General features: G+C 61.3%; 22 protein-coding genes and 1 tRNA gene. 11 read left to right on the top strand and 12 right to left on the bottom strand.

The features are described from left to right. The first annotated feature begins 9 nt into the window (after positions 1 to 9). Positions 10 to 486: a dihydrofolate reductase gene (locus tag HMPREF2736_RS00595; protein WP_070421488.1), complete on the top strand. Its 477-nt coding sequence runs from the start codon at positions 10 to 12 to the stop codon at positions 484 to 486. A gap of 1 nt (position 487) precedes the next feature. Further along, positions 488 to 772 (top strand): mycoredoxin, encoded by a 285-nt coding sequence (locus tag HMPREF2736_RS00590; protein WP_070421450.1) that lies wholly within the window; start codon positions 488 to 490, stop codon positions 770 to 772. A 25-nt stretch (positions 773 to 797) separates the two neighbouring features. Here the strand turns inward: HMPREF2736_RS00590 and HMPREF2736_RS00585 are convergent, their stop codons facing one another. Both HMPREF2736_RS00585 and HMPREF2736_RS00580 read right to left on the bottom strand, forming a co-directional pair. Then, positions 798 to 1,274, bottom strand: a complete 477-nt coding sequence (locus tag HMPREF2736_RS00585; RefSeq protein WP_070828671.1) for a GNAT family N-acetyltransferase — start codon at positions 1,272 to 1,274, stop codon at positions 798 to 800. A gap of 48 nt (positions 1,275 to 1,322) precedes the next feature. Next, positions 1,323 to 1,395 (bottom strand) — tRNA-Arg (locus HMPREF2736_RS00580). A gap of 114 nt (positions 1,396 to 1,509) precedes the next feature. Between HMPREF2736_RS00580 and HMPREF2736_RS00575 the strand changes: the two genes are divergently transcribed. Both HMPREF2736_RS00575 and HMPREF2736_RS00570 read left to right on the top strand, forming a co-directional pair. After that, on the top strand, positions 1,510 to 2,211 hold the full coding sequence (locus tag HMPREF2736_RS00575; protein WP_070828657.1) for a PAQR family membrane homeostasis protein TrhA: 702 nt from the start codon (positions 1,510 to 1,512) through the stop codon (positions 2,209 to 2,211). 37 nt (positions 2,212 to 2,248) lie between these two features. Next, positions 2,249 to 3,052: a DUF1906 domain-containing protein gene (locus HMPREF2736_RS00570; RefSeq protein WP_070828656.1), complete on the top strand. Its 804-nt coding sequence runs from the start codon at positions 2,249 to 2,251 to the stop codon at positions 3,050 to 3,052. Positions 3,053 to 3,226: 174 nt separating this feature from the next. Here the strand turns inward: HMPREF2736_RS00570 and HMPREF2736_RS12760 are convergent, their stop codons facing one another. After that, positions 3,227 to 3,349 (bottom strand): hypothetical protein, encoded by a 123-nt coding sequence (locus HMPREF2736_RS12760; RefSeq protein WP_256365569.1) that lies wholly within the window; start codon positions 3,347 to 3,349, stop codon positions 3,227 to 3,229. Between the two features lie 73 nt (positions 3,350 to 3,422). Between HMPREF2736_RS12760 and HMPREF2736_RS00565 the strand changes: the two genes are divergently transcribed. Both HMPREF2736_RS00565 and HMPREF2736_RS00555 read left to right on the top strand, forming a co-directional pair. Next, positions 3,423 to 4,637 carry a hypothetical protein gene (locus HMPREF2736_RS00565; protein ID WP_168167602.1) on the top strand — a complete coding sequence of 405 codons (1,215 nt, stop codon included), beginning with the start codon at positions 3,423 to 3,425 and terminating at the stop codon, positions 4,635 to 4,637. Between the two features lie 344 nt (positions 4,638 to 4,981). After that, positions 4,982 to 8,704: a DUF4062 domain-containing protein gene (locus HMPREF2736_RS00555; RefSeq protein ID WP_070828653.1), complete on the top strand. Its 3,723-nt coding sequence runs from the start codon at positions 4,982 to 4,984 to the stop codon at positions 8,702 to 8,704. A 126-nt stretch (positions 8,705 to 8,830) separates the two neighbouring features. Here HMPREF2736_RS00555 and HMPREF2736_RS00550 read toward each other — a convergent pair whose 3' ends face one another. The 5 genes from HMPREF2736_RS00550 to HMPREF2736_RS00530 form a co-directional block, all read right to left on the bottom strand. Next, complete coding sequence (locus tag HMPREF2736_RS00550) at positions 8,831 to 10,483, bottom strand: solute symporter family protein (RefSeq protein WP_070421456.1); 1,653 nt, start codon at positions 10,481 to 10,483, stop codon at positions 8,831 to 8,833. Positions 10,484 to 10,486: 3 nt separating this feature from the next. Further along, positions 10,487 to 10,825: a DUF485 domain-containing protein gene (locus HMPREF2736_RS00545; RefSeq protein ID WP_070421457.1), complete on the bottom strand. Its 339-nt coding sequence runs from the start codon at positions 10,823 to 10,825 to the stop codon at positions 10,487 to 10,489. A 227-nt stretch (positions 10,826 to 11,052) separates the two neighbouring features. Continuing rightward, on the bottom strand, positions 11,053 to 11,880 hold the full coding sequence (locus HMPREF2736_RS00540; protein WP_070770898.1) for an aldo/keto reductase: 828 nt from the start codon (positions 11,878 to 11,880) through the stop codon (positions 11,053 to 11,055). 10 nt (positions 11,881 to 11,890) lie between these two features. Beyond that, positions 11,891 to 12,250 (bottom strand): FKBP-type peptidyl-prolyl cis-trans isomerase, encoded by a 360-nt coding sequence (locus tag HMPREF2736_RS00535; protein WP_070451706.1) that lies wholly within the window; start codon positions 12,248 to 12,250, stop codon positions 11,891 to 11,893. Between the two features lie 110 nt (positions 12,251 to 12,360). Continuing rightward, positions 12,361 to 13,656 (bottom strand): citrate synthase, encoded by a 1,296-nt coding sequence (locus HMPREF2736_RS00530; protein WP_083279316.1) that lies wholly within the window; start codon positions 13,654 to 13,656, stop codon positions 12,361 to 12,363. Positions 13,657 to 13,908: 252 nt separating this feature from the next. Between HMPREF2736_RS00530 and sepH the strand changes: the two genes are divergently transcribed. Together sepH and HMPREF2736_RS00520 are read left to right on the top strand one after the other, a co-directional pair. Next, positions 13,909 to 14,823: a septation protein SepH gene (gene sepH, locus HMPREF2736_RS00525; RefSeq protein ID WP_070570966.1), complete on the top strand. Its 915-nt coding sequence runs from the start codon at positions 13,909 to 13,911 to the stop codon at positions 14,821 to 14,823. Between the two features lie 3 nt (positions 14,824 to 14,826). Then, positions 14,827 to 15,666 carry a DUF6928 family protein gene (locus HMPREF2736_RS00520; protein ID WP_070483726.1) on the top strand — a complete coding sequence of 280 codons (840 nt, stop codon included), beginning with the start codon at positions 14,827 to 14,829 and terminating at the stop codon, positions 15,664 to 15,666. Between the two features lie 5 nt (positions 15,667 to 15,671). On the opposite strand, the gene HMPREF2736_RS00515 is transcribed toward HMPREF2736_RS00520, so the two are convergent. The 3 genes from HMPREF2736_RS00515 to HMPREF2736_RS00505 form a co-directional block, all read right to left on the bottom strand. Then, positions 15,672 to 16,472 (bottom strand): TrmH family RNA methyltransferase, encoded by an 801-nt coding sequence (locus HMPREF2736_RS00515; RefSeq protein ID WP_070421461.1) that lies wholly within the window; start codon positions 16,470 to 16,472, stop codon positions 15,672 to 15,674. Further along, a complete protein-coding gene (locus HMPREF2736_RS00510) occupies positions 16,473 to 17,918 on the bottom strand; it encodes an NCS2 family permease (RefSeq protein WP_070828652.1) in 1,446 nt (481 codons plus the stop codon). It abuts the gene before it with no gap. A gap of 91 nt (positions 17,919 to 18,009) precedes the next feature. Then, positions 18,010 to 18,684 carry a DUF3027 domain-containing protein gene (locus HMPREF2736_RS00505; RefSeq protein WP_083322923.1) on the bottom strand — a complete coding sequence of 225 codons (675 nt, stop codon included), beginning with the start codon at positions 18,682 to 18,684 and terminating at the stop codon, positions 18,010 to 18,012. 39 nt (positions 18,685 to 18,723) lie between these two features. On the opposite strand from HMPREF2736_RS00505, the gene HMPREF2736_RS00500 reads away from it, so the two are divergent. Together HMPREF2736_RS00500 and HMPREF2736_RS00495 are read left to right on the top strand one after the other, a co-directional pair. Then, positions 18,724 to 19,521 (top strand): glutaminyl-peptide cyclotransferase, encoded by a 798-nt coding sequence (locus HMPREF2736_RS00500; RefSeq protein ID WP_070828650.1) that lies wholly within the window; start codon positions 18,724 to 18,726, stop codon positions 19,519 to 19,521. A 15-nt stretch (positions 19,522 to 19,536) separates the two neighbouring features. Beyond that, on the top strand, positions 19,537 to 20,034 hold the full coding sequence (locus HMPREF2736_RS00495; protein ID WP_070421465.1) for a DUF2771 family protein: 498 nt from the start codon (positions 19,537 to 19,539) through the stop codon (positions 20,032 to 20,034). Here HMPREF2736_RS00495 and HMPREF2736_RS00490 read toward each other — a convergent pair whose 3' ends face one another. Continuing rightward, positions 20,035 to 20,418, bottom strand: a complete 384-nt coding sequence (locus HMPREF2736_RS00490; protein ID WP_070421466.1) for a cold-shock protein — start codon at positions 20,416 to 20,418, stop codon at positions 20,035 to 20,037. 284 nt (positions 20,419 to 20,702) lie between these two features. Between HMPREF2736_RS00490 and HMPREF2736_RS00485 the strand changes: the two genes are divergently transcribed. Next, positions 20,703 to 21,434: a resuscitation-promoting factor Rpf1 domain-containing protein gene (locus tag HMPREF2736_RS00485; RefSeq protein WP_070828649.1), complete on the top strand. Its 732-nt coding sequence runs from the start codon at positions 20,703 to 20,705 to the stop codon at positions 21,432 to 21,434. Positions 21,435 to 21,539: the final 105 nt, after the last annotated feature.

The raw sequence follows: 21,539 nt of genomic DNA, 5'->3' as shown, positions 1-21,539 counted from the left end.
CAGGGCCCGATGTTGGGCGCGATCTGGGCGCAAAGCGTCGACGGCATCATCGGCGACGGCGAGGACATGCCCTGGCACCTGCCCGAAGACCTCAAGCATTTCAAGGACACCACCAGCGGGCACCCGATCATCATGGGGCGGCGCACCTGGGAGTCGCTGCCGTTCAAGCCGCTGCCGAACCGCAAGAACATCGTGTTGTCCTCGCGCGAGGCGGGCGCCTGGTCCCGCGGGGCGTCGGTCGTCGCCGACATCCCGGACCTCGAGGGCGATGCCTGGATCATCGGCGGCGCCCAAATCTACGCCGCCACCCTCGACGAGGTCGACGTCATCGAACGCACGCTTATCGACGTCCACCCCGACGTCCCCGATGCCAAAGCCGTCTACGCCCCGCGTATCGACGACACCTTTGCCCTCGTTTCCGAAACGGAGTGGCTCACCTCGTCGACAGGCTTGCGCTACAAATTCCAACGCTTCGAAAGGATCTAACATGACCGTCACCGCACCCGAAACCAACGCCCACGTGACCATCTTCGCCGCCGACTGGTGCCCGTTCTGCCAGAAGCTGCGCCAGCGCCTCGACCGCACCGAAACCCCCTACGACATCGTCGACGTCGAGGCCGACGGCATGGACGAGGTTAACGAGTGGATCAAGTCCGTCAACGACGGCAACCGCATTGTGCCCACCGTGCTCTTCTCCGACGGCACCCACGCCACCAACCCGGAGGCCTCGGCGGTGCGCGCCAAGCTGCGCGAACTCACCGGCGAGGAGTAGGCCCGGAGAATCCTTCGGGACCCTTCTACTCTCTCCGGTCCCAGCGGACTTCGCCATCAACGACCTGCGCCGTGGGGACCAACCCTACGGTGGCGGCGACACGCTGCGAGGCGACGTGGTCGGGGTGGATATGAGCGATGAGGTGCGTAATGCCTCGCTCCGCAAGATAGGTGCAAAGCAGTTTCACGGCCCTTTTGGCGTAGCCGTGCCCCTGCCACTGCGTCCCGATCACCCACGCTATCTCCGTCGCACCGCCGTTGCGGGGCACGGTCGCTTGGACGTATCCGATCGGCTGCTTGCACGCACCGAGCGTGACGACGAAATTGATCCACTCCTCGGCACCATCGCTGGATTCGCCTCGAGTCTGGATCGCGTACCGCCGCGCAAGCTCATCCTCAGAGGGCGGCCCACCGCCTGTGAATGTGTAAAGGGTTCGATCCGAAAGCACATCAGCCATCTCGGTAGCGTCCTCGACGCGAAGTGGCCGTAATTCGATAGTCATCTTCACCACCCGCCATCTGACCTCGACGCCACACCAAACCCCTATTTGCGCCCCAGAGAGGAATCGAACCTCCGACACCGGCTTTAGGAGAGCCGTGCTCTATCCACTGAGCTACTAGGGCAATGGGGCTTAGGTTACCGCAGCGGTTTTCGTTCGCGGAATCGGCTGGGCTACCCACATAAGTTACCAAGTAGTAACATAGCGTCACTGTTCCTCCACCCCCAGTGAGGTCACTATGACGATCCTTCAAGAAGGCCAGGTCCAGCGCTCCTACATCATGGCGGACCGCGGCCCGCGCCCCCTGATTCGCGGCTGGGCCCACTTCGTGGCGGCCGCAGCCTTCGCGCTGGCCTCCACCGTGCTGATCACCTACGGGTGGATGACCCTGCCGGCGCTCCACGCCGCCGGGGTTACCGTCTACGGCGTCGGGGTCGTACTGCTGTTTGGGGTCTCCGCGATGTACCACCTCTACCCGTGGCGCTCCCCGTCCACGGTGCAGTGGTGGCGCCGCGCCGACCACGCGACCATCTCCATCTTCATCGCCGCGACCTACACCCCGCTGTGCCTGATCGTGTTCGAGCCGCGCACCGCCGCGATCGTCCTCGTCGTGTCCTGGATCGGCGGCCTGGGTGGTGCCGCGCTCAACCTGGTGTGGATCAATCACCCGCGATGGCTGGACGTTGTGGTGTACGTGGGGCTCGGCTGGGTGATCGTGCCGCTGATCCCCACCCTGTGGGCCAGCGCAGGGCCGGCGGTGGTGTGGCTCCTATTCGCGGGAGGCGTGCTCTACACGGTTGGCGCCATCGTGTACGGGGCCCGCTGGCCGGGGCGCGAGGCGCGCTACTACGGCTACCACGAACACTTCCACACTGCGACGATCATGGCGGCCGTGTGTCACCTCGTCGCCATCTGGATCGTGGCCACGCAGGCAAACTAAGGTGCACAAGAGGTAAAACGAGACTAATGTTACGCAAGTGACTACTTTTGATCGCCGCTCGTTCCTGAAGTCTGCGGGCGCACTCGCGGCAACCACCGCCGCCGCCGGCGCCGCAGCCACCGCCCTCTCCCCCGCCGCACAGGCTCAGCAGCGCCGCGTGCTCGGCACCGTGATCGACTACTCCGCCGCCGTCCCATCCGCCCGCGCCGTGAAAGCCGCCGGCCACATCGGCGCCGTGCGCTACGTATCCCAGCCCCGCCCCGACGCACTCTGGATGCGTGGCAAGCCCGTCACCCTCGACGAAACCCAGGACTACAAGGCCAACGGCCTGTCGGTGGCGTCGGTCTACCAGTTCGGCCGCGCCGACACCGCCGACTGGCTCCAGGGTCCGCTCGGCGCTGCCAAGCACGCGCCCCAGGCCATCGCCCTGCACCGCGCCGCAGGCGGCCCGACCGGGCGCCCGATCTATGTGGCTATCGACGACAACCCGACGCTCGCCCAGTTCAACAAATTCATCAACCCATACCTTTCCGCCATGGGCGCTGCACTCAGCGCCGCCGGCTACCAGTTGGGCGTGTACGGCAACTACTACACCATCGCCTGGTGCCTGGAGGACGGCATCGGTAGCTACTTCTGGCAGCACGACTGGGGCTCGCGCGGCAACATCCACCCGCGCGCCAACATCCACCAAGTCGCCGGACGCCAGACATACATCCAGGGCATCCAGGTGGACATCAACGACGTCTACACCGCCGATTGGGGCCAGTGGAGCCCCGGCCAGAGCGATTCCCTGTTCCAGATGAGCAGCCTGTTGTCGTCGAATGGGCTGTTGGGCCGGTAGGTCGTCGATAAGCAATTAGGCTCAATGCTTCTTCCGGAAGCGAAACTTTTATCCTGACACTATGCGGCTCGATTCAAATCGTCTGGTCATCGCATTGTCTGCCACTGCGATTGGCCTCTACAACTGCGGCGTCACGCTTTCGGAGTCTCATAACGCGTCCGTCGTCTCGCTCATCTACGCGAGCATCGCGCCTTTTGCCGCCTCGTATGCGCCAGCGCCTGGCCAGCCGGCATCACCAACGACCTGGATGACGATAGGTTTAATCCTCTCACTCCTTGTCACCTTCGGAGCAGTCATTTCTGCCCTACTAGGAATATCGCGTATCGGGTGGGCGAGAGCAACGAGCAAGCGCCGCCGAGGAGGTCCAGTGGTGATCGGCTCCTCCGAGGAAGCGAACAGCATCGTCCGCTCAGTCCTTGACCAAGAAAGGGAGCTCCCCGTTCATATCTTGGAGAAGGGAAACCCAACAGCCAAAGGCACGCTTGGCTTAGGGTACAAACAGCATCTGAGCGATGATCGGCTCGTTGCTCAAACTGTCAAACATGCTTCCCACGTGATCATCGCTGCCGAAAATGACATCGAAACAGCTCGCCTGAGTTCTGAGGCGCAGGACCTCCGTCACGCACAATGCGGTGAGGCGGTATCAATATTCCAGCTTCTTCGGTCCCCCGAGTTAGCAACCTCAGCACGCTTTACCCACATCGCTCAGCGACGACCCGTTGAAGCATTTCATCCAGCCGACCTCACAGTTCGCGCAATCACAGACAAAATACTCCACCTGCTGACCACACTCGATGCTCACACTGTTGAGGTCAAGCAATGCGGCCCGGGAGATGAAAAGCGTGAGTTGGACGCGTGGATCCACAATTACAACCGGTTCGCTAACGAGCTGGAAGTTCAACAGATTGTGAGCCCTCAGGTAGAGGGCCTGGCAGATATGGTTGTCCTCGTCGGCGATCCAGTCCACGTCGCTGCTCAGATCCCCTCCCTCAGGAAACGTCGAGCGATTATTGCGGTGACTGACCACATACTGCAGGGTCTTGTCTGGAACGATGCCGAAGCCGGAACAGTTCTGGAAGTTATTGACCCACAAAAGGTTGGGTTGAGCATCGACGCCATCCGCGATTCCGCCTTCTCCGTCTGGGGCTGGGCATTCGACATCGCCTACACGTCGCTTTATGGCCCGCCATCCCCATCGCAGAAGCTTTCTCACGACGACATCCTGAAGGCACGACAAACTTCTGAAGCAGCCGCTCGGGCCATGGTTGAAAACCTACGTCTACACGGTTTTCAGCTTGTGAAGGACGGCTACGGGTGGGAAGAGCATCCCTCGGAACAGGAGATCACCTCGATGGCGGAAGCCGAGCACGATGATTGGATGCTCAAACGCACATGGATTGATAGCAACGGCACAGAGCGTCGTGCTTCCTACGACTACAGCAAGGAACCTCCAGCTCGGAAACCCGCATATAAACCGTTCGCAGAGCTCGACTCGCACACCCAGGATTACAACCACAAGATCGTGAAAGTTGTGTACCCCGCCCTGGCGGGAATGTTCGGTTACGGCATTTCTAGGATCTCGTAGGCCTCGGAAAACTCCGCATCTGGCACTGGCCAACACTCCCCTGTTACGCCACGGACCACCCAATCACCTGCGTGTGCGTGAGCCTCTCCCTCCAGCGTGGGGATCATAGCGTCCTCTTCGAGTCGGCGGGCTTGGACCCTTCCCGTTTTCCTGTATTCACCCGGCGCGACCTGGCTGTATGACTTGTCGAAAACCTCAGACGCAACTGTCCATGTTCGTGTCCCGTCAGTGACCTCCCAGTCCCCCGCCTTTGCGTGAAGGACGCTGCCAGTGGAAGTCCGCCACTGCGCGTCTTTGTCCAAGCGTCGGGCCCTAACCTTGCGGATCGGTTTATACCATGCAGCATGCGCGAGATGCTGGTCAAGGCGCTCTTGGGACCATTTTTTCATGCAGGCGATATTAGCGGGTTGAGCGAAAACCAAGCGGTCGTCGGCCTCCTAATATGCTCCGGTTGGCGCATAATGAGTGTTCAAACACTGACTGCGCTAAGGGGCCTCATGCTCAACATTCCTGTTTTTGTGTCATCGACCTTTCGCGATTTCCATACGGAACGTGACATTCTCAATGGTCCCGTAAGTGACCGGCTCAACGAATCTTTGCGCCGATTCGGCGCAAAGATGCACTTTATTGACCTGCGCTGGGGAGTCGACACCAACGACATGGATGAAGAAGCGGCTGGGCGCAAGGTATTAGACGTATGCCTTGACGAAGTCGATCGCGCGGCCCCGCTCTTCCTCGGGCTCATCGGAGACCGCTACGGTTGGATTTCAGACGACAAGTCTCTCCTCGAATGGACGGCACAGCGCGTTGGACTCGACCCCGAGAGGTCTCGCGAGTGTTCTATCACCGAGTTGGAATTCGCCAAAGCTGGTCTTTGGGACGCAGATGATACAACCACACCGTTCATCCTTTTCCGGCAGGTCGAAGGCCCCCCACCGCACGGCTGGGCCGACTCAGACCCAACCCGAATTTCTGACTTCAAAGACGAGGTATCTCAACGATGGGGCAATGCGGAGACGGTGAAACGCTACTCCGTTGCCTTCGACCAGAATGGTCAGTGGCCCACTGCTTCAATGCAGCACTTCGAGGATCTTGCGGTCAGTCTGCTTGAACCGCAGCTTCTGGAGCGAGCCCGCAGCATCCCGCGCGACGGTACCGCGGAGGAGGTCCTGTTTCGAGGTTCCCGCACTCGTAATTTTGGGTCAGAGGAACTGCTCAAATCGATCGATTTTTTCCTCCGCATCGATTCGCCTGTCGTGGTTTATGGCGAGTCCGGCGCGGGTAAGTCCTCACTTCTGTTGGCACTCGAGAAGTATTTGGCGGCCTCCGGAGAATCTATATCCGGCAAGTTGCCCATCACCGTCATTATGGGGCTGGACGACCGCATTTGGACGGGGGACGAGCTCGCATTCGAGATTACGCGATGCATAAACGCAACCTTGGGCCTGTCGCTTTTCGACGATTGGCGGGGCTCTCCCGAAACTTGGCGCCCGCGCTGGAGGCAAGAAATGGAAAAGGTTGTAGCTGAGTATCCTGATCTGCTTTTCATCGTCGACGGTTTAGAGCAGATTGTGGATGGAGCCGGCGGATTCTGGCCAGTGGAATGGCTCTCGTCTCGCACCGCGTTGGCTGTATCTTCTTCCTCGCGCTCGGACGTCACTCTGTTGAAGAACTCCGATTTCAAAGAAGTCTTGGTTGGGCCAGTGCCAGCCAACATTGCGCGAGAATTCGTAGAGGACTGGGAGCGCAGAATTAGGCGCGAGATCGGAGGCGGCGCTCGCCAGATCATCGCGTCCAAACAACGCTTACCTCTTTGGATAGAGCTTGCGCTGGATCTACTTCTCGATATCGATGGTGATGATTTCAAGTCCATCGAGGATGAACCTGATCAAGCCAGCGCAATCCAAAACATGCTTGCAGACCGCGCGTGGCTCATCCCCGATGACCTGTCAAGCGCTGCCCACCACTTTTTGGAAACCTCCATCGCATCTACCGATCGTGCCCTCGCCCGCGCTGCAGTAGGTCTCTTGGGTGCTTCTAGGATCGGGCTTTCGCAAGAACAAACCGTCAACGCGCTGCGCGACGCTGGCTTCACAACAAATACTGAGATCTCGGTTGCCCGACTTTTCCGTTCTTTGGCGAATCAACTAACTCCAAATGGGCCGGAGAAACGGATGCGCTTTACGCACCGAGTATTTGGCGAGGCCGCGGAGAGTTTTGGTTCACCGCTCACGCATTCCCTACTCATGCGCATTTATGAATCCGATCTGCGCAACAGTGTCGAGACCACCCCAAAGTATGCGGCGCTCGAAAGCGAGGATTATTACGACATTGAGCATCAGTGGAAGAACCAGCGCAAACTCGCGGAGGCGTTCCTGTTCCACCTCTTTTCATCGTCTGCTCCCAAGGGTCCTCAAAATCTAGAGAGCATTCCGTTGGCGCTCGACTGCCTTCCGCAAACCACAGTGTACGACGCAGCAATTGTGACCAACTTGCTTCACTTGCCCTATGCAATCGAACACCTTCAGCATCTGCGTACGGCCGGTGCATCATTCGAAGCGCTGCGAACGCTCTTAGCGGCTGCTGATCTTTCCCCCGACCCTCGGGTACAAACAAGTGTGGCCTCAATTTGTTTTGAGGTGTTGAACGATTTCCCTGTCACGGCGAAAACGGTTTTATTGCGCTGCCAAGCTCTCACGATTGCTGCTTCACACACCGAAGATGTGGAAGAAGCTCGCCTACTGCTGTACCTGGCGTTTAAGAATATCGACCCCCTGTACGACGCCGAGCCAAATCGTGTTTTACCTGCTGTTTTCTACTCTCGAGCCCAACGTGAGATGGCACTTCTGGATGCAAAGGCGGGAGACACCAAATCAGCCCTCGAGCGGCTGTTTAGCTGCCAAGACATGCTTGTCCCTGCGCTCCAAGCCAGGGATCCTAGAGCCATCGAAGAAGCGATACGCGTGCTCCTTCAGATCGCAGATATCCATGGATCTACAAACAATGGGCTTGTGATCCCCACCTTGGATGAAGCCATGGAGATCGCTGCCATCCTGGTTGACGGCGGCGACGGGCCAGCTGTTTCCTTCGCATTGGCAGCGGAAGCCACGGCGATAAGAGCACAGTTTGTCCGGAAGCTTTTTCCGAATATGGCCCCGCCGGTGGAGCTGCTCGAGGATGCTGTCAACCAATTCGTCGTCGCAACGCAGAAGGTTCCCTTCGGCGGCAAATACTCAACCGACATACTTCGGACCAGCATCGAACTAGCGAATATTTACATCGAGATGCAAAAAGAAATGGACGCTTTCCTACGGCTTCGCGCTTCGGTGGTGGCGCTTGTCCCCTTCCTCAACTCCGCCCCGCCGGCCGGCTGGAACGAGTTGGCTAAGGTATTTGCTCTTCTTCTTGAGCTCTGTGAAAGCGCCCATTCAAGGGAGGTTCGCGTCGGGGCAGCAAGGTTTGTTCGCGTCCATACTTCTCGAGTACTTGCGGAAGCATCAAGCGTTAACCTGCCTGAGGCGTTCGCCATTGCAAATGCTGCGCATCACGCACTGCTGATCGGTCTCTCCCAAGCCGAAAACCTAGAAGCAAGGCTCCGCTTCATGGAGGCACTTACCGATATTGCAAAGTGGATCGCACAAACACACCCCGACGCTCAATGCCAGCTCAACTACAGCTACTCGTTGAGGAAGCTCTACGAGCACTACGCACGTGTTGGCCGTCATGAAAAAGCCAGGGCAACCCTTGATACCGTGCGCAAACGGGACATAGGTTTGGCCGAGCTTCCGGAGGATGGGCAGGCGCTTTCTCAAACGTCGCAGGTGTTGACCCAGTACTGCACCGCGCTCGTGTCAGAGTATGACAGTCCCGATGCGACGGTACCGCGCTTTGCCCATACGGTTGTGCTTGCAGCACCACTGATCCTTCGTGGGGTTCCTGATTCTCTCCGCCAGGAGTTTGCTTCCGCCGTGCACGATTCTTGTGTCACCCTGCTGCAAACTGACAGCGGTACACCCGAGCAGCGCAGCATGTGGGAAGCGATGAAGGAAATCGCAGAGCAGATGTAGACATGGCGGTGCTTCCCGGCATTCCTCAGTGCACGCAAGCTTGAGTTGCGCGGCTGGCTAAAACAAAGCAAACGCAAAAACGGGCTCAGCATCACGCTGAGCCCGTTTCTTGTTATTCAACCAGGATTAGTGGTCGACCGGAGCCTCCACACCAACACCGGTGAGGGAGCGAACTTCCATTTCGGCCTGGAGTTCATCGAAGTTGTCCGGCTTGCCCAGGAAGGTGCCGATAAGGCCACCCAGGAAGCCGAGCGGGATGGACACGAGGCCCGGGCTGGTCAGCGGGAAGATGGACCAGTCGGCGTCCGGGAACATCGCGGTCGGGCTGCCAGAGACCGCCGGCGACAGGGCGATCAGCACCAGCGCGGAGATCAGGCCGGTGTAGATCGACGCAACCGCGCCGGTGGTGTTGAAGCGCTTCCAGTACAGGGAGTACAGGATGGTCGGCAGGTTTGCGGATGCCGCGATCGCGAACGCGAGGGACACCAGGAAGGCCACGTTCTGCTGCATCGCCAGGATGCCCAGGACGATGGAGACGATGCCAAGCACCACCACGGTGATGCGGGAGACGCGGACCTGCTCATCCTCGGTGGCCTGGCCGTCGCGAAGCACTGCGTTGTACACGTCGTGTGCGATAGATGCGGAGGCGGTAATCGCCAGGCCTGCCACCACGGCAAGCACCGTTGCGAAGGCAACCGCGGAGATCAGCGCCATGAAGATGGAGCCACCGAGCTCGAATGCGAGCAGCGGTGCCGCGGCGTTCGCGCCACCAGGTGCGGCAAGGATGCGGTCCGGGCCGACGAATGCTGCAGCAGCGTAGCCGAGCACCAGGGTCAGCAGGTAGAACGAACCGATGAGAACGATTGCCCAGGTCACGGACTTGCGGGCTTCCTTGGCCGTCGGCACCGTGTAGAAGCGCATGAGCACGTGCGGCAGACCCGCGGTACCAAGCACCAGGGAAAGACCCAGCGACAGGAAGTCGAGCTTCGAGGTGGTGGTCGCACCGTACTTCAGGCCCGGCTTGAGGAGATCCTCGGCCTGGTAGCCCTTCTCCGCGATGTACTGGGACGCGGCGTGGGTGTCGATCGCCTGGTTGAGCACCGCATTCATGCCACCCTTGGCCATGATGAAGGCGAGGATCGACATGATCAGCACGCCGGCGATGAGCAGCACGGCCTTGATCATCTGCACGTAGGTGGTGCCCTTCATGCCGCCGATGAGGACGTAGGCGATCATGATCACGCCGACGATGGCTACACAGATTGCCTGTGCGGCGAAGGAGTGCAGGTCCAGCAGCACGGACACCAGCGAGCCGGCGCCGGCCATCTGTGCGATGAGGTAGAACAGCGACACGAACAGGGTACCGAAAGCTGCGGCCACACGCACCGGCTTCTGGCGGAGGCGGAACGACAGCACGTCCGCCATGGTGAAGCGGCCGACGTTTCGCAGCGGCTCGGCGACCAGCAGCAGGGCGACCAGCCATGCGACGAAGAAGCCGATGGAGTAAAGGAAGCCGTCGTAACCGCTCAGCGCGATGGAGCCGACGATGCCCAGGAAGGACGCGGCGGACAGGTAGTCGCCGGCGATGGCGAGGCCGTTCTGGGTGCCGCTGAAGGATGCGCCGCCGGTGTAGAAGTCGGCGGATTCGCTGGTGGTTTTGCCAGCGCGGGTCACAATGAAGAGGGTGACCACGATGAACGCGCCGAAGATGGCGATGTTCAGCAGAGGGTTGCCGGTGGCGGTGCTTTCAGCCGCTGTGGCGTTGATGTACGTCTGCATGGCTTAGCCCTCCATTTCCTGGCGAATGTGCGCTGCACGGGGTTCGATGTTCTTGTTTGCCCACTTCACGTAGACCCAGGTGATCAGGAATGTGGTCAAGAACTGTGCAAGTCCGAGCCACAGTCCAAGGTTGAGGCCTAGGAAGGGCCGCGCCATGACATCGGGCGCGAAGGTAGCAAAGACGACATAGAAGACGTACCAGAGGAACGCCGCAATCATCACCGGGAAGGTGAAGCCACGGAATGTTCCACGCAGATCTTGGAATTCGGGGCTCTGTTGCATTGCCACAAACTCGTCTGGCGTGGGCTCGCGGCGCTGCGGGACAGCGGGGGAACCTGTCATTGCCTCGATCCTTTCTTGTTCACGGGATTGGGTCTTGCCTTGCCGACAATTCGCGATTCTCGACTCAACAATGTGGAGTGTAACGTATCACACACTCACGGAGAGTTGTTTAAATCCTCTCACCCCTACCCCTACCCCCGAAAAGTCACGCTTTTCGTTGCGACGAGAAAAGCCCGCCCGGCCGCTTCCACGGCCGAACGGGCTCAAATCCACTCCCAGGAAAACCTTTATCCCGGGAACGTCAGGGGATCCCCTGACATACGCTCCCCTTGCACCGCATCGAGGGTGGCAACATCTTCGTCGGTGAGCTTCACATTTACCGCGCCAAGATTTTCGACAAGGCGCTGCGGGTTCTTCGTCTTCGGCACCACGGAGCAACCAAGCTTCATCAGATACGCCAGGCATACCTGTGCGGGCGTGGCCTCATGGGCATCCGCGACGGCCCGGATGGCCGGGTCGTCAAAATTCTTGCCGCGGGCGATCGGCGCCCACGCCTCGGTGAGGATGTCGTGCTCCTCGTGGTAGGCACGCAGCTCTGGCTGCGTGAAGCCGGCGTGCAACTCCACCTGGTTGAGCACGGGCGTGATACCGGTGGCGTTAATGATGTCGTCGAGAACCTCCGGGTAGAAGTTGGCGACACCAACCGACTGGAGCCGACCCATGCCCTGCAGTTCGGCGAGCTGCTCGAAGGCCTTCACATACGTGCCGTTCTGCGGCCAGGGCCAGTGCACGAGGTAGAGGTCGATGAACTCCAGGCCGAGGCGCTCGAGAGACTCGTTGTACGCCTCAAGGGCACGCTCCTGGTCGTCGTTCCACAGCTTGGTGGTGATGAACAGTTCCTCGCGCGTGACATCCCCCGCCTTGATCGCATCGTTGACGGCCTTACCTACCTCCACCTCGTTGCCGTAGAGCGACGCGGTGTCGAGGTGGCGGTAGCCCAATTCGATAGCGGTGCGCACGGTCCGTTCCACGTCCTCGCCCTGGAGCTTGTAGGTGCCCAGGCCAAGCAGCGGGAGATCGTAGCCGTCGTTGAGCGTAGTTACCGGGATTCGCATGCGCTTTCCCCTAACGGGCGTCGAGCAGGTCGATAATGAAGATCAGGGTGCGGCCAGACAGCGGATGGCCGCCACCTGCCGGGCCGTATGCCTTCTCCGGCGGGATGGTGAGCTGACGGCGGCCGCCAACCTTCATGCCCGGGATGCCTTCCTGCCAGCCTGCGATGAGGCCCGCGAGCGGGAACTCGGCTGCTTCTCCGCGGTCCCAGGAAGAGTCGAACTCTTCGCCGGTTTCGTAATCGACACCCAAGTAGTGGACTTTGACGAAGCCGCCAGCCACCGCTTCTTCGCCCTCGCCGACGGTGATGTCCTGGATAACCAGATCAGCTGGTGCCGGCCCCTCGGGGGCTTCAATGAATGGCTTTTCCATTTCCATGAGTGAGAATCTCCTTGAGGTTTGTGCGGTCGGCATTAAAAAACCGCCGGGAACTTCCCCCGCGAATTATAGGGGACGTGTTCCTCGGCGGTTGAAACGTTTGGTTAGCGCTGGTCGCGCGGGACGAAGTCGCGCTTCTGGTAACCGGTGTAGATCTGACGCGGGCGGTTGATCTTGGTGTTCATTTCAAGCTGCTCGCGGTACTGTGCGATCCAGCCCGGCAGGCGGCCGATGGCGAACAGGACGGTGAAGAAGTCCGTCGGGAAGCCCATGGCGCGGTAGATCAGGCCGGTGTAGAAGTCGACGTTCGGGTAGAGCTTGCGCTGGATGAAGTACTCGTCGTTCAGCGCGATCTCCTCAAGCTTCATCGCCAGGTCGAGCAGTTCGTCGCCACCCAGGTGCTCGAGCACCTCGTGTGCGGTGTCCTTGACGATAGCCGCGCGCGGGTCGTAGTTCTTGTACACGCGGTGGCCGAAGCCCATGAGGCGGACGCCCTTTTCCTTGTTCTTCACGCGGTTCATGAAGTCGGTTGCGTCGCCACCGTGGTTGTTCTTGATGTCCTCGAGCATCTCGAGCACCGCCTGGTTTGCGCCGCCGTGCAGCGGGCCGGCCAGGGCGTTAATGCCGCCTGCGATGGAGACGAACATGTTCGCCTGTGCCGAGGCGATCATGCGCACCGTGGAGGTGGAACAGTTCTGCTCGTGGTCGGCGTGCAGGATGAGGAGCTTGTCCAGGGCCTTCGTCAGGACCGGATCGACGTGGTAGTCCTCGGTCGGGTAGCCGAACATCATGCGCATGAAGTTCTCGCGCGGGTTCAGGGAGTTGTCCGGGTACATGTACGGCTTACCGCGGGATGCACGGTAGGCGTATGCGGCGAGCATGGGCACCTTAGCCATGAGGCGCACGGTTGCCTTGTCCAGCTGCTCTTCGTCGAGCGGGTTGAGCTGGTCCTGGTAGTAGGCGGAGAGAATGTTGACCGAGGAGGCAAGGACGGCCATCGGGTGCGCGTTGCGCGGGAAGATGTTGAACGCGGCCTTGAAGTCCTCGTCGAGCAGCGTGTGGTGGCGCAGGTCGGAGTTGAAGTTGTCCAGCTCGTCGGTGGTCGGCAGCTCGCCGTTGATCAGCAGGTAGGACACCTCGTTGAAGGTGGCGTTTTCTGCCAGGTCTGCGATGTCGTAGCCGCGGTAGCGCAGGATGCCCTCTGCACCGTCGATGTAGGTGATCTTGGACTCGGTGGAGCCGGTGGAGACGTAGCCCGGGTCGAAGGTGACCAGGCCAGTTTCACCGAGGAGGTTCCCCAGCACGACACCGTCATTGCCTTCGGTGGCGCGCATGATGTCCATTTCATACTCGCCGCCCGGGTAGTGGAGTACGGCCTTGTCCTTGTTCTCAGTAGCCACTGGTTTCCCTTTCCTACGTTGGGTGTTGCTCTCGTTTTTCGGGCAACCTTTTACGTAACGCACTCTAGCAAATATTGTGATGCGTCCGACAATGCTGCGATTGTCCTGGATGTACCACATATTTTTATGGCGTCATTGGTCGTATTGGGATGGTATCGCTTTGCGCCGTCGGGTGTCTTGGGGCTGGTTGCCTGATGTGGGCACGTGCGTCCGATAGGCTTAGTTTTCGTATTGCCAGGCGGAAGGAGTCCTATGCGCGAGCTTGTTTTCTTGGAAGACGAGTCGACGGAGACGTTTTTTGTGCTCCGCGACGAGGAGGGTGTGCGCTATCAGCTTGCCCGTGAGGAGCTTGCGCCGTTGCTTATCGACGACTCCCCCGCCCCGGAAGAACCAGCCACCGATACCGAGGTGACTGAGGAAGAGCAGCCTGCGCAACCGGTGGCACCCGCCCCGGAGCCGCGCCCACTGCCGGAGCCGGATCCGCTCTACGCCACCCCGTTGTCGATGCGTCCGAACGAGATCCAGGCACGCATCCGCGCCGGCGCGACCGCCGCGGAGTTGGCAGAAGAGATGGGTGTGGCCGAAAGCCGCCTCGAGTCCTATGCCCACCCGGTGTTGCTTGAGCGCGCCCAGGTTGCGGAGGCTGCGAAGCAGTCCCATCCGGTGCGCGAGGATGGCCCGGCGAAGCAGACGTTGTTGGAGATCCTGGCTACCTCCTTTGCTGCCCGTGGTCACTCGATTTCGGATGCGGAGTGGGATGCTACCCGCGAGCAGGGCGACACCTGGGTTGTGCGCGTTACCTGGCAGGCGGGCCTGACGGAGAACGAGGCCCTGTGGTCGTTTAAGCGCTCCATGGGCGCCGCGGCCCAGACTGAGGCGCGCAACGCTATGGCTGCGGATCTGACCGATCCAGATTTCGCCCAGCCGGTGCGCTCGCTGTCTGCGGTGCGTTCCTTGCACGGCGAGCAGGATGAGGATGCGCCAGCCGCGCCCGTCGAAATCCTTCAGGATGCACCCGCCGAGGAGGGCGAGGTGCTCGAGGGCGATTTCCTGCGCCACCCGGATGAGGAGGAGCAGCCGCAGAAGCGTCGTCGCAAGTCGGTGACGCCCCACTGGGAGGACGTGCTGCTCGGCGTGCGGACCAACACGAAGCGTCCGAAGCGGTAAGCCATGAGTTTCAACGCCGTTGTCACGTTGTGGTTTGTCAACACTGCTGAACCTGCGGAGGTGTTGCGTCGTGAGCCGAAGGCCGACCGCGGGTTTGGCCGAAAGCTGCTGGCTCAGGTGAATCCGGCGTGGCCAATCACGCCGATTGGGTCGTTTCCGTTGAACCGCTCGTCGGTGCCTGGCCGCGACGAGTTTTATATTGCGGGCTTCCCGGGGATTTCGGTGGTGCGCATGCGTGTGGACGTCACTGAGTTGTCCTCCCCTACCCAATGGCACACCGCGCTTCCGGCGGCGGACGTGTTCGTTATCGCGCTGGGTACGGATAGCGACTTTGGCGGCTTCGCCCACTTCAATGGCGAGAAGGTGTCGCGCAGTTTCTGCGCCACCCGCACCAGTGTTATCGAAGACATCGGCCTACCCGAGCCGTTTGAGGCCCCCTACTGGGCGGGCGAGAAGGCGGAACAAGCAGGCGGGATCGCGCTGCCGTTTGAGCCGAAGGACCTTGCGCTTGCCGCCGAGGAAGCCTGGCTGGGTGCGGAGATCGGCCAGAACGGCCCGGACATCAACGTGGTGGGCTACGCCGTGGACGGCCGGCCTGAGCCGAAGATTGAGGAGCCGAAGCCGGCCACCAAGTCGGTCAACGAGGTCGCCGCGAAGTTCGCGGAGCGCGATAAAGTTTACGACGACTACGAGGCCGAACAGGAAAAGCAAGAGGGCGACGAGTTTGCCGAGTTGGCGGACGCGTCCGTCGCCGCCGCGAAGCGTGTCGGTCGGGGTGTGCGCCGCCGTGCGGTGCAGTGGGCGTCTGCGCTGAAGGAGCGCATCCGCCACATCGACCGCTAGCCCGGTTAGCGCATGCGCTCGTAGAACGCGATCGCGGCCGAGGTGGCCACGTTCAGCGAATCGGTGCCCGGCGCCATCGGAATCTTGGCGCGCACGTCGGTAGCACGCATGGCGTGCGGGGTCAGCCCCGGGCCTTCCCCACCAACAAGGAAGGCAACTTTGTCGTGGCCCTGGATGGCATCTTTAAGTTCGACGGCGTCGTCAGCGGGGGTCAGTGAAATGAGCCACCAGCCGTCGTCGTGAAGTTCGGCGAGCGAGCGCTGCCACGTCGTCGGGGTGCCCTCCAGGTGCGCGAACGGGGTGCGCAGCACGTGCCCCATGGACACGCGCACGCTGCGCCGGTAGAGCGGGTCAGCGGTCGCCGCCCCGAAAAGCACGCCGTCGACCCCCATGCCGGCGGCGTTGCGGAAGATGGACCCGATGTTCTCGTGGTCGCCGACCCCTTCCAGGATCACCAAGGTGCGCGCCCCTTCGAGCACCTCGGAAACGGTGAGCGGCTCCGGCTTATCAGCAGAGACCAACAGGCCGCGGTGCATGTCGTATCCGGCGACCTCCCCCATGATCTGGCGGGTGATCTCGTACACCGGGATGCCGCGGCGCGACAACTCCTCGCCATAGTCGGCCATGAACGATTCAAGCCGTCCGCCGAAGCCGAACACGGCGCGCACCGGGAAGCGCGACTCGACCAACCGGCCTGCCACCAGCGGGCCTTCGGCGAAGACAAGGTTTTTCTCCTTGTCGGAGTGCTTCAGGTCGCGGATGTCGTCGAGACGGGGGTCGAGGGGGTCGTCGATACGCAATTGCATTTAGCCGAGTGCTGCCATGATCGGGCCCTGCGCGAAGTACACGACGAACAGGGCGGAGATGAGCCACATGATCCAGTGGATGTCCTTCGCCTTGCCGGCGAACAGGGACAGCAGTGCAAACGAGATGAAGCCGACGCCGATGCCGTTGGCGATGGAGTAGGTCAGCGGCATGGTGACGATGGTCAAGAATGCCGGCAGCGCGACCGAGAAGTCGTTCCACTTGATCTGGCCGACCTGCATCATCATGAGCGCACCGACGACAACGAGTACCGGTGCCGCGGCCTCGATGGGCACGACCTCGTAGAGCGGGGTGAAGAACATTGCGAGCAGGAACAGCACACCGGTGACCACGTTGGCCAGGCCGGTACGAGCGCCGTCGGCGATACCTGCCGAGGAGTCCACGAACACCGTGTTCGACGACGCCGACGCGCCACCACCCACGACTGCGCCGAAGCCTTCGACGACGAGGGCACGCTTCATGTCGGGCAGGACGCCGTCCTCAGCGGCGAGGCCAGCCTGGCGGCCAAGCGCCGTCATGGTACCCATGGCGTCGAAGAAGTTCGCCAGCACCAGGGTGAATACCAGCAGGGATGCGGAAATGACGCCGATGTTGATAAACGCACCAAACAGGTCGATGTTGCCCACGATGGACAGATCCGGGATGCCGCCGAAGGAATCCGGCAGCTCCGGCACGGCCAAGCTCCACCCCTGCGGGTTGTCTGCGGACGAGCCGGAACCCGTGATCGCCTCCACAATCATGGCAACAATCGTGGTCAGGATGATGCCGATGAACAGGCCACCACGCACGTTGCGCACAACCATGAAGCCACAGATGAACAGGCCGATGATGAACACGAAGGTCGGCCAGGATGCGATCGAGCCGCCGGTGCCCAGCTGGACCGGAACGGTAGTCATGGCGGCATCCGGGATGCGGCGGACAAAGCCGGCATCTACAAGGCCGATGGTGGCGATGAACATGCCGATACCGACACTCATAGCCACCTTCATCGAATCCGGAATAGCGTTAAACACGGCGGTGCGGAAACCGGAGATGGCCAGCAGCACGATAATGATGCCGTCGATAACCACCAGGCCCATCGCTTCCGCCCAGGTCAGACCCTGCTGGCCCACCATGGTCACGGCGACGAGCGTGTTAATACCCAAGCCGGCGGCGATGCCGAAGGGGTACTTGGCAACCAGGCCGAACAAGATACACATCACGCCAGCAGCCAAAGCGGTGGCGGCCGCTACCTGCGGGATGCCCAGCACGGTGCCCTCGCGGTCGGGGCTGGTGCCGATGATCAGCGGGTTGAGTAGCACGATGTATGCCATCGCGAAGAAGGTCACTACCCCGGCACGCACTTCGGTGCCCACCGTGGATCCGCGCTCTGTGATGTGGAAGAAGGCGTCCAGCCCGCCGCGCGGCTGCGGCTGGTCCTTATTCATTTTTGCTCCCGTGGTCGTACTCACGGGGGCTTAGCTTTTCACTCTCCCTGGGCAAACGCAACTATTTTGCTGCCCCAGTGATTGGAATTACTTAGGAGTTGTCTACTTCCGTGTCTGAGTGCGCGCCGCAACCGTAGGAAGACGCAACGACATGGCCGTCGGCGGAATACTCGTTGGTACAAGCACCGAAGTGCTCCCCCACCGGTTCCGCCATGGGGATATAGAAGGCACAGGTGCGGCACGACAGGGCTGCCTTTTCGGCAAACTCGCTGTTTGGCCCGTAGTCGCCGGTGCGCCAGCGGTGCTTCGCGTCCTCTAGTCCTTGTTTGGTCAGGTAGTGCTTGGTTTCGCGGCCCGGGAAGGTAATGGCGTCGCGGGCGAAGGAGTCGTCGGTGACGCGTTCGTCGTCAGGCAGGAGCTCCAGCACATCGCCTGGGCCCAGGTCGCCGGGGCGCAGCCGCTCGAAGTACGGCACCCAGTCGGGCGCTTCGAGCGCACCTTGGGAGGGCACGAGCGCGACCTCGTTGACGGTGACCGCGTTGGAGCCGTCCGCGCAGGCGATGACGGCGTTCCATTCCCACCCGGCGTATCCGGGCACGTCGGCTTCGAAGCGGTGCGTGGCAACATTGCGGGTCAGCCCGGTAACACCGATGTGTTCGCCGATGTCGCCGTCTGCGATTTCTTCAAGCGCCTCGAGCGCAATAGCTATTGCATCGTTGCCAAGCAACGGGTTGCGGGAGCGAGTGCGTTTTCTGGATCGTGACACGCTTACCCATTATGCGCGATGTAGTGCAGGATGTAACCCATGGGTCATCGTGAAGCTTTGTCCGCTCTGTCTGTTATCGCTGCGCTTTCGGGCGGTTTGCTTGCTGGCTGCGCGCCGGAGTCGTCCACCCCAAGCGTCGAGCACCTTCGCGCCGAGGTGATCGAGCGCCTCCCGTTCGACCAGACCAGTTTCACGCAGGGCCTCGAGGTCACCGCCGACGGCAACCTCTACGTTGGCACTGGCCAGGAGGGCGAGTCGCGTCTGTACACCCGCACGATCGCGGGCGAGGAGCTCGCGTCGGTTGATTTGGATCCGCAGTTTTTCGGCGAGGGCATCACGCGTATCGACGACACCCTGTGGCAGTTGACGTGGCTCGACGGGACAGCGATTCGTCGCAACGCAGAAACGCTCGAGGAGATCGGCCGCGCCTCCTATCAGGGCGAAGGCTGGGGGCTGTGCTCACGTACGGAAGCGGACGAGGTGATCTTCTCCGACGGCACCGAAGAGCTGCGCCGCATGGATCCGGAAACGCTCGAGGAGCGCGAACGCTTCACCGTCACGCTTGATGGCGAGCCGGTGGCGGGCCTCAACGAGTTGGAGTGCGTCGGTAACGATGTCTACGCCAACGTGTTCACCACCACCGACATCGTGCGCATTGACGCGGAAACGGGCGAGGTCACCGCACGTATCGACGCCTCCGCCCTGCCTAATAACGCCACCGACGACCCGAACCACGTCCTCAACGGCATCGCCCACATCCCGGGCACTGACGAGTTCTTCCTTGCCGGCAAGCGCTGGCCGGACATGTACCGGGTGCGCTTTACCCAGGCTGACTAGTTAGGATTTCTCGCCATGGCACAACGTTCAGGCAGCAAGCAGTGGAAAACCATCGTGGTCGCCCTCGTGGGCGTCCTGGCACTCGTCGGCGTGGTCTACGCCGTCATGGAGTACCAGCGCACCCGCCCCACCACTCCGGTCGATGAACTGACGGTGTCGGTGGCTGCCAACGGTGAGCGCGAGGACATCGGCGTGTACACCGTGTGCGAGTTGGACGAGGAGTGTGCCGGCGGCGACGCCCCCACCATGCAGCGCGGCGAGGGTGATGTGGTGGTTACGGTTCCTGACGAGATTGCGTCGAATAGCTGGCGCCTGCTGCTCATTTACGACGACCCGGAGGCCAACTCCGAGCGCGTCTTCACCTCCGGCGAGGCAACCGAGGAGACCGTGCCGGCTACGACCGAGTCGGGCGCGAAGCTCGTCGTTGCCGAGGTAACCACCCTGGACATTAAAAAGGGCGATGACGGGGAGGAAACCCCTGTCATCGCCACATGGTCCGTGGGCTTTAACTAATTACGCATCCAGCTCGCGCGCCACGGCCCGCAGGATCTCCGCCACCTGGCGGCCTTCCTTGCGGTCCGGGTAGCGGCCGTTGGTCAAAGCAGGCTGGACCTGGGTCTCGATGAGCGTCATCACGTCCGCGAGCATGCTTCCCAGCTCCTCCGGCTTACGGCGGTGCACTGGGCGGCGCTTCGGGGTGTCCAGCACCTTCACGCGCAGCGCCTGTGGGCCACGACGGCCTGCGGCGAAGTCGAACTCGATGCGCTGGCCCGCAACCAGCTCCTCAACCCCCTCAGGCAGCACGGACTTACCGATGAAGACATCCTCGTCTCCCGGGTTGGATGCGAAGCCGAACCCTTTTTCGGCGTCGTACCATTTCACCTTTCCGACAGGCATGGCGCTCTCCTTCCGTAACGCATCACTTATGCAGTATCACTCGTGCAGATGTACCGCCAGTAAGTAAAACAAAATCAAAACCTTACTATTTCCGCCCGAAAATCAAGCAGTTCACGATAGTGTGACCCAGAACACATATTTTGCATGTCGCACCTCCGAGCTGGGGAAATGTGAGGCTTTTTCGAGTATTGCGCCCCAAAACGACACCGTTACGTGACACAATCGTTATACAACGTTAGGCTGTCCCGAGAAATTGGCGGTCAACGATGAGAGGAAACGAAACAATGGGACGCCACTCTAAGAAGACCACCTCCATGGGCAAGAAGGCTCTGGCAGGTTCCGCAGCAGCAGCTGCACTGGCTGGCATCGTTGCCCCGCAGGCAACCGCAGCACCGGATTCCGACTGGGACAAGCTCGCACAGTGCGAGTCCGGCGGCAACTGGGCCATCAACACCGGCAACGGCTACTACGGCGGCCTGCAGTTCTCCTACGGCACCTGGCTGGCATACGGCGGCGGCGAGTTCGCCCCGACCGCCAACCTGGCAACCCGCGAGCAGCAGATCGCTGTCGCTGAGCGCACCCTGGCTGGCCAGGGTTGGGGCGCATGGCCGGCATGCTCCGCCCGTTACGGCCTGAACTCCGCACCGACCAACCGCGACGCACAGGTGTCCAAGCCGGCCCCGCAGCCGGCTCCGGCTCCGGCACAGCAGGCTGCCCCGGCTCAGCCGGCAGCACAGGCCCAGGCTCCGGCCGCACAGTCCCCGCAGGTCGATGCCCTTTACGCACAGGTGCGTAACGCTATCCAGGCATTCGGCTTCCAGGTTCCGGCTTCCGTGCAGTCCAACTACGTTGCTAACCGCAACGACTACAGCGCGTTCTACGCTGCAAACCAGCCGCTGATCGACGCTGCCCTCTCCGGCGACTTTGCCACCGTGGCTAACCTGGTCGGCGCTAACTTTGCCAACCAGGTCAACAACACCGTTGCTTCCGTGCAGCAGTCCTTCCAGGCTCGCTAAGCAATAGCGCACAGCAATCGTCCGCCCCGTTCAGGTTGTGAACGGGGCGTTTGCCTTTGCCACCCCACAACAAAAACCGGCACGGTCAGGCACCGTGCCGGTTTT

The sequence above is a fragment of the Corynebacterium sp. HMSC036E10 genome (assembly GCF_001836265.1).
In the GTDB taxonomy this organism is placed as follows: Bacteria; Actinomycetota; Actinomycetes; order Mycobacteriales; family Mycobacteriaceae; genus Corynebacterium; species Corynebacterium coyleae.
Note: the sequence above shows the minus strand (reverse complement) of the source record. Positions and strands in the feature narration are given on the sequence as shown.

Coding starts and splice junctions, on each gene's coding strand:
- HMPREF2736_RS00595 (WP_070421488.1), top strand. CDS start 10: ATGTTGGGCGCGATCTGGGCGCAAAGCGTCGACGGCATCATCGGCGAC.
- HMPREF2736_RS00590 (WP_070421450.1), top strand. CDS start 488: ATGACCGTCACCGCACCCGAAACCAACGCCCACGTGACCATCTTCGCC.
- HMPREF2736_RS00585 (WP_070828671.1), bottom strand. CDS start 1,274: ATGACTATCGAATTACGGCCACTTCGCGTCGAGGACGCTACCGAGATG.
- HMPREF2736_RS00575 (WP_070828657.1), top strand. CDS start 1,510: ATGACGATCCTTCAAGAAGGCCAGGTCCAGCGCTCCTACATCATGGCG.
- HMPREF2736_RS12760 (WP_256365569.1), bottom strand. CDS start 3,349: ATGACTGCTCCGAAGGTGACAAGGAGTGAGAGGATTAAACCTATCGTC.
- HMPREF2736_RS00555 (WP_070828653.1), top strand. CDS start 4,982: ATGCGCGAGATGCTGGTCAAGGCGCTCTTGGGACCATTTTTTCATGCA.
- HMPREF2736_RS00550 (WP_070421456.1), bottom strand. CDS start 10,483: ATGCAGACGTACATCAACGCCACAGCGGCTGAAAGCACCGCCACCGGC.
- HMPREF2736_RS00545 (WP_070421457.1), bottom strand. CDS start 10,825: ATGACAGGTTCCCCCGCTGTCCCGCAGCGCCGCGAGCCCACGCCAGAC.
- HMPREF2736_RS00540 (WP_070770898.1), bottom strand. CDS start 11,880: ATGCGAATCCCGGTAACTACGCTCAACGACGGCTACGATCTCCCGCTG.
- HMPREF2736_RS00535 (WP_070451706.1), bottom strand. CDS start 12,250: ATGGAAAAGCCATTCATTGAAGCCCCCGAGGGGCCGGCACCAGCTGAT.
- sepH (WP_070570966.1), top strand. CDS start 13,909: ATGCGCGAGCTTGTTTTCTTGGAAGACGAGTCGACGGAGACGTTTTTT.
- HMPREF2736_RS00520 (WP_070483726.1), top strand. CDS start 14,827: ATGAGTTTCAACGCCGTTGTCACGTTGTGGTTTGTCAACACTGCTGAA.
- HMPREF2736_RS00515 (WP_070421461.1), bottom strand. CDS start 16,472: ATGCAATTGCGTATCGACGACCCCCTCGACCCCCGTCTCGACGACATC.
- HMPREF2736_RS00510 (WP_070828652.1), bottom strand. CDS start 17,918: ATGAATAAGGACCAGCCGCAGCCGCGCGGCGGGCTGGACGCCTTCTTC.
- HMPREF2736_RS00500 (WP_070828650.1), top strand. CDS start 18,724: ATGGGTCATCGTGAAGCTTTGTCCGCTCTGTCTGTTATCGCTGCGCTT.
- HMPREF2736_RS00495 (WP_070421465.1), top strand. CDS start 19,537: ATGGCACAACGTTCAGGCAGCAAGCAGTGGAAAACCATCGTGGTCGCC.
- HMPREF2736_RS00490 (WP_070421466.1), bottom strand. CDS start 20,418: ATGCCTGTCGGAAAGGTGAAATGGTACGACGCCGAAAAAGGGTTCGGC.
- HMPREF2736_RS00485 (WP_070828649.1), top strand. CDS start 20,703: ATGGGACGCCACTCTAAGAAGACCACCTCCATGGGCAAGAAGGCTCTG.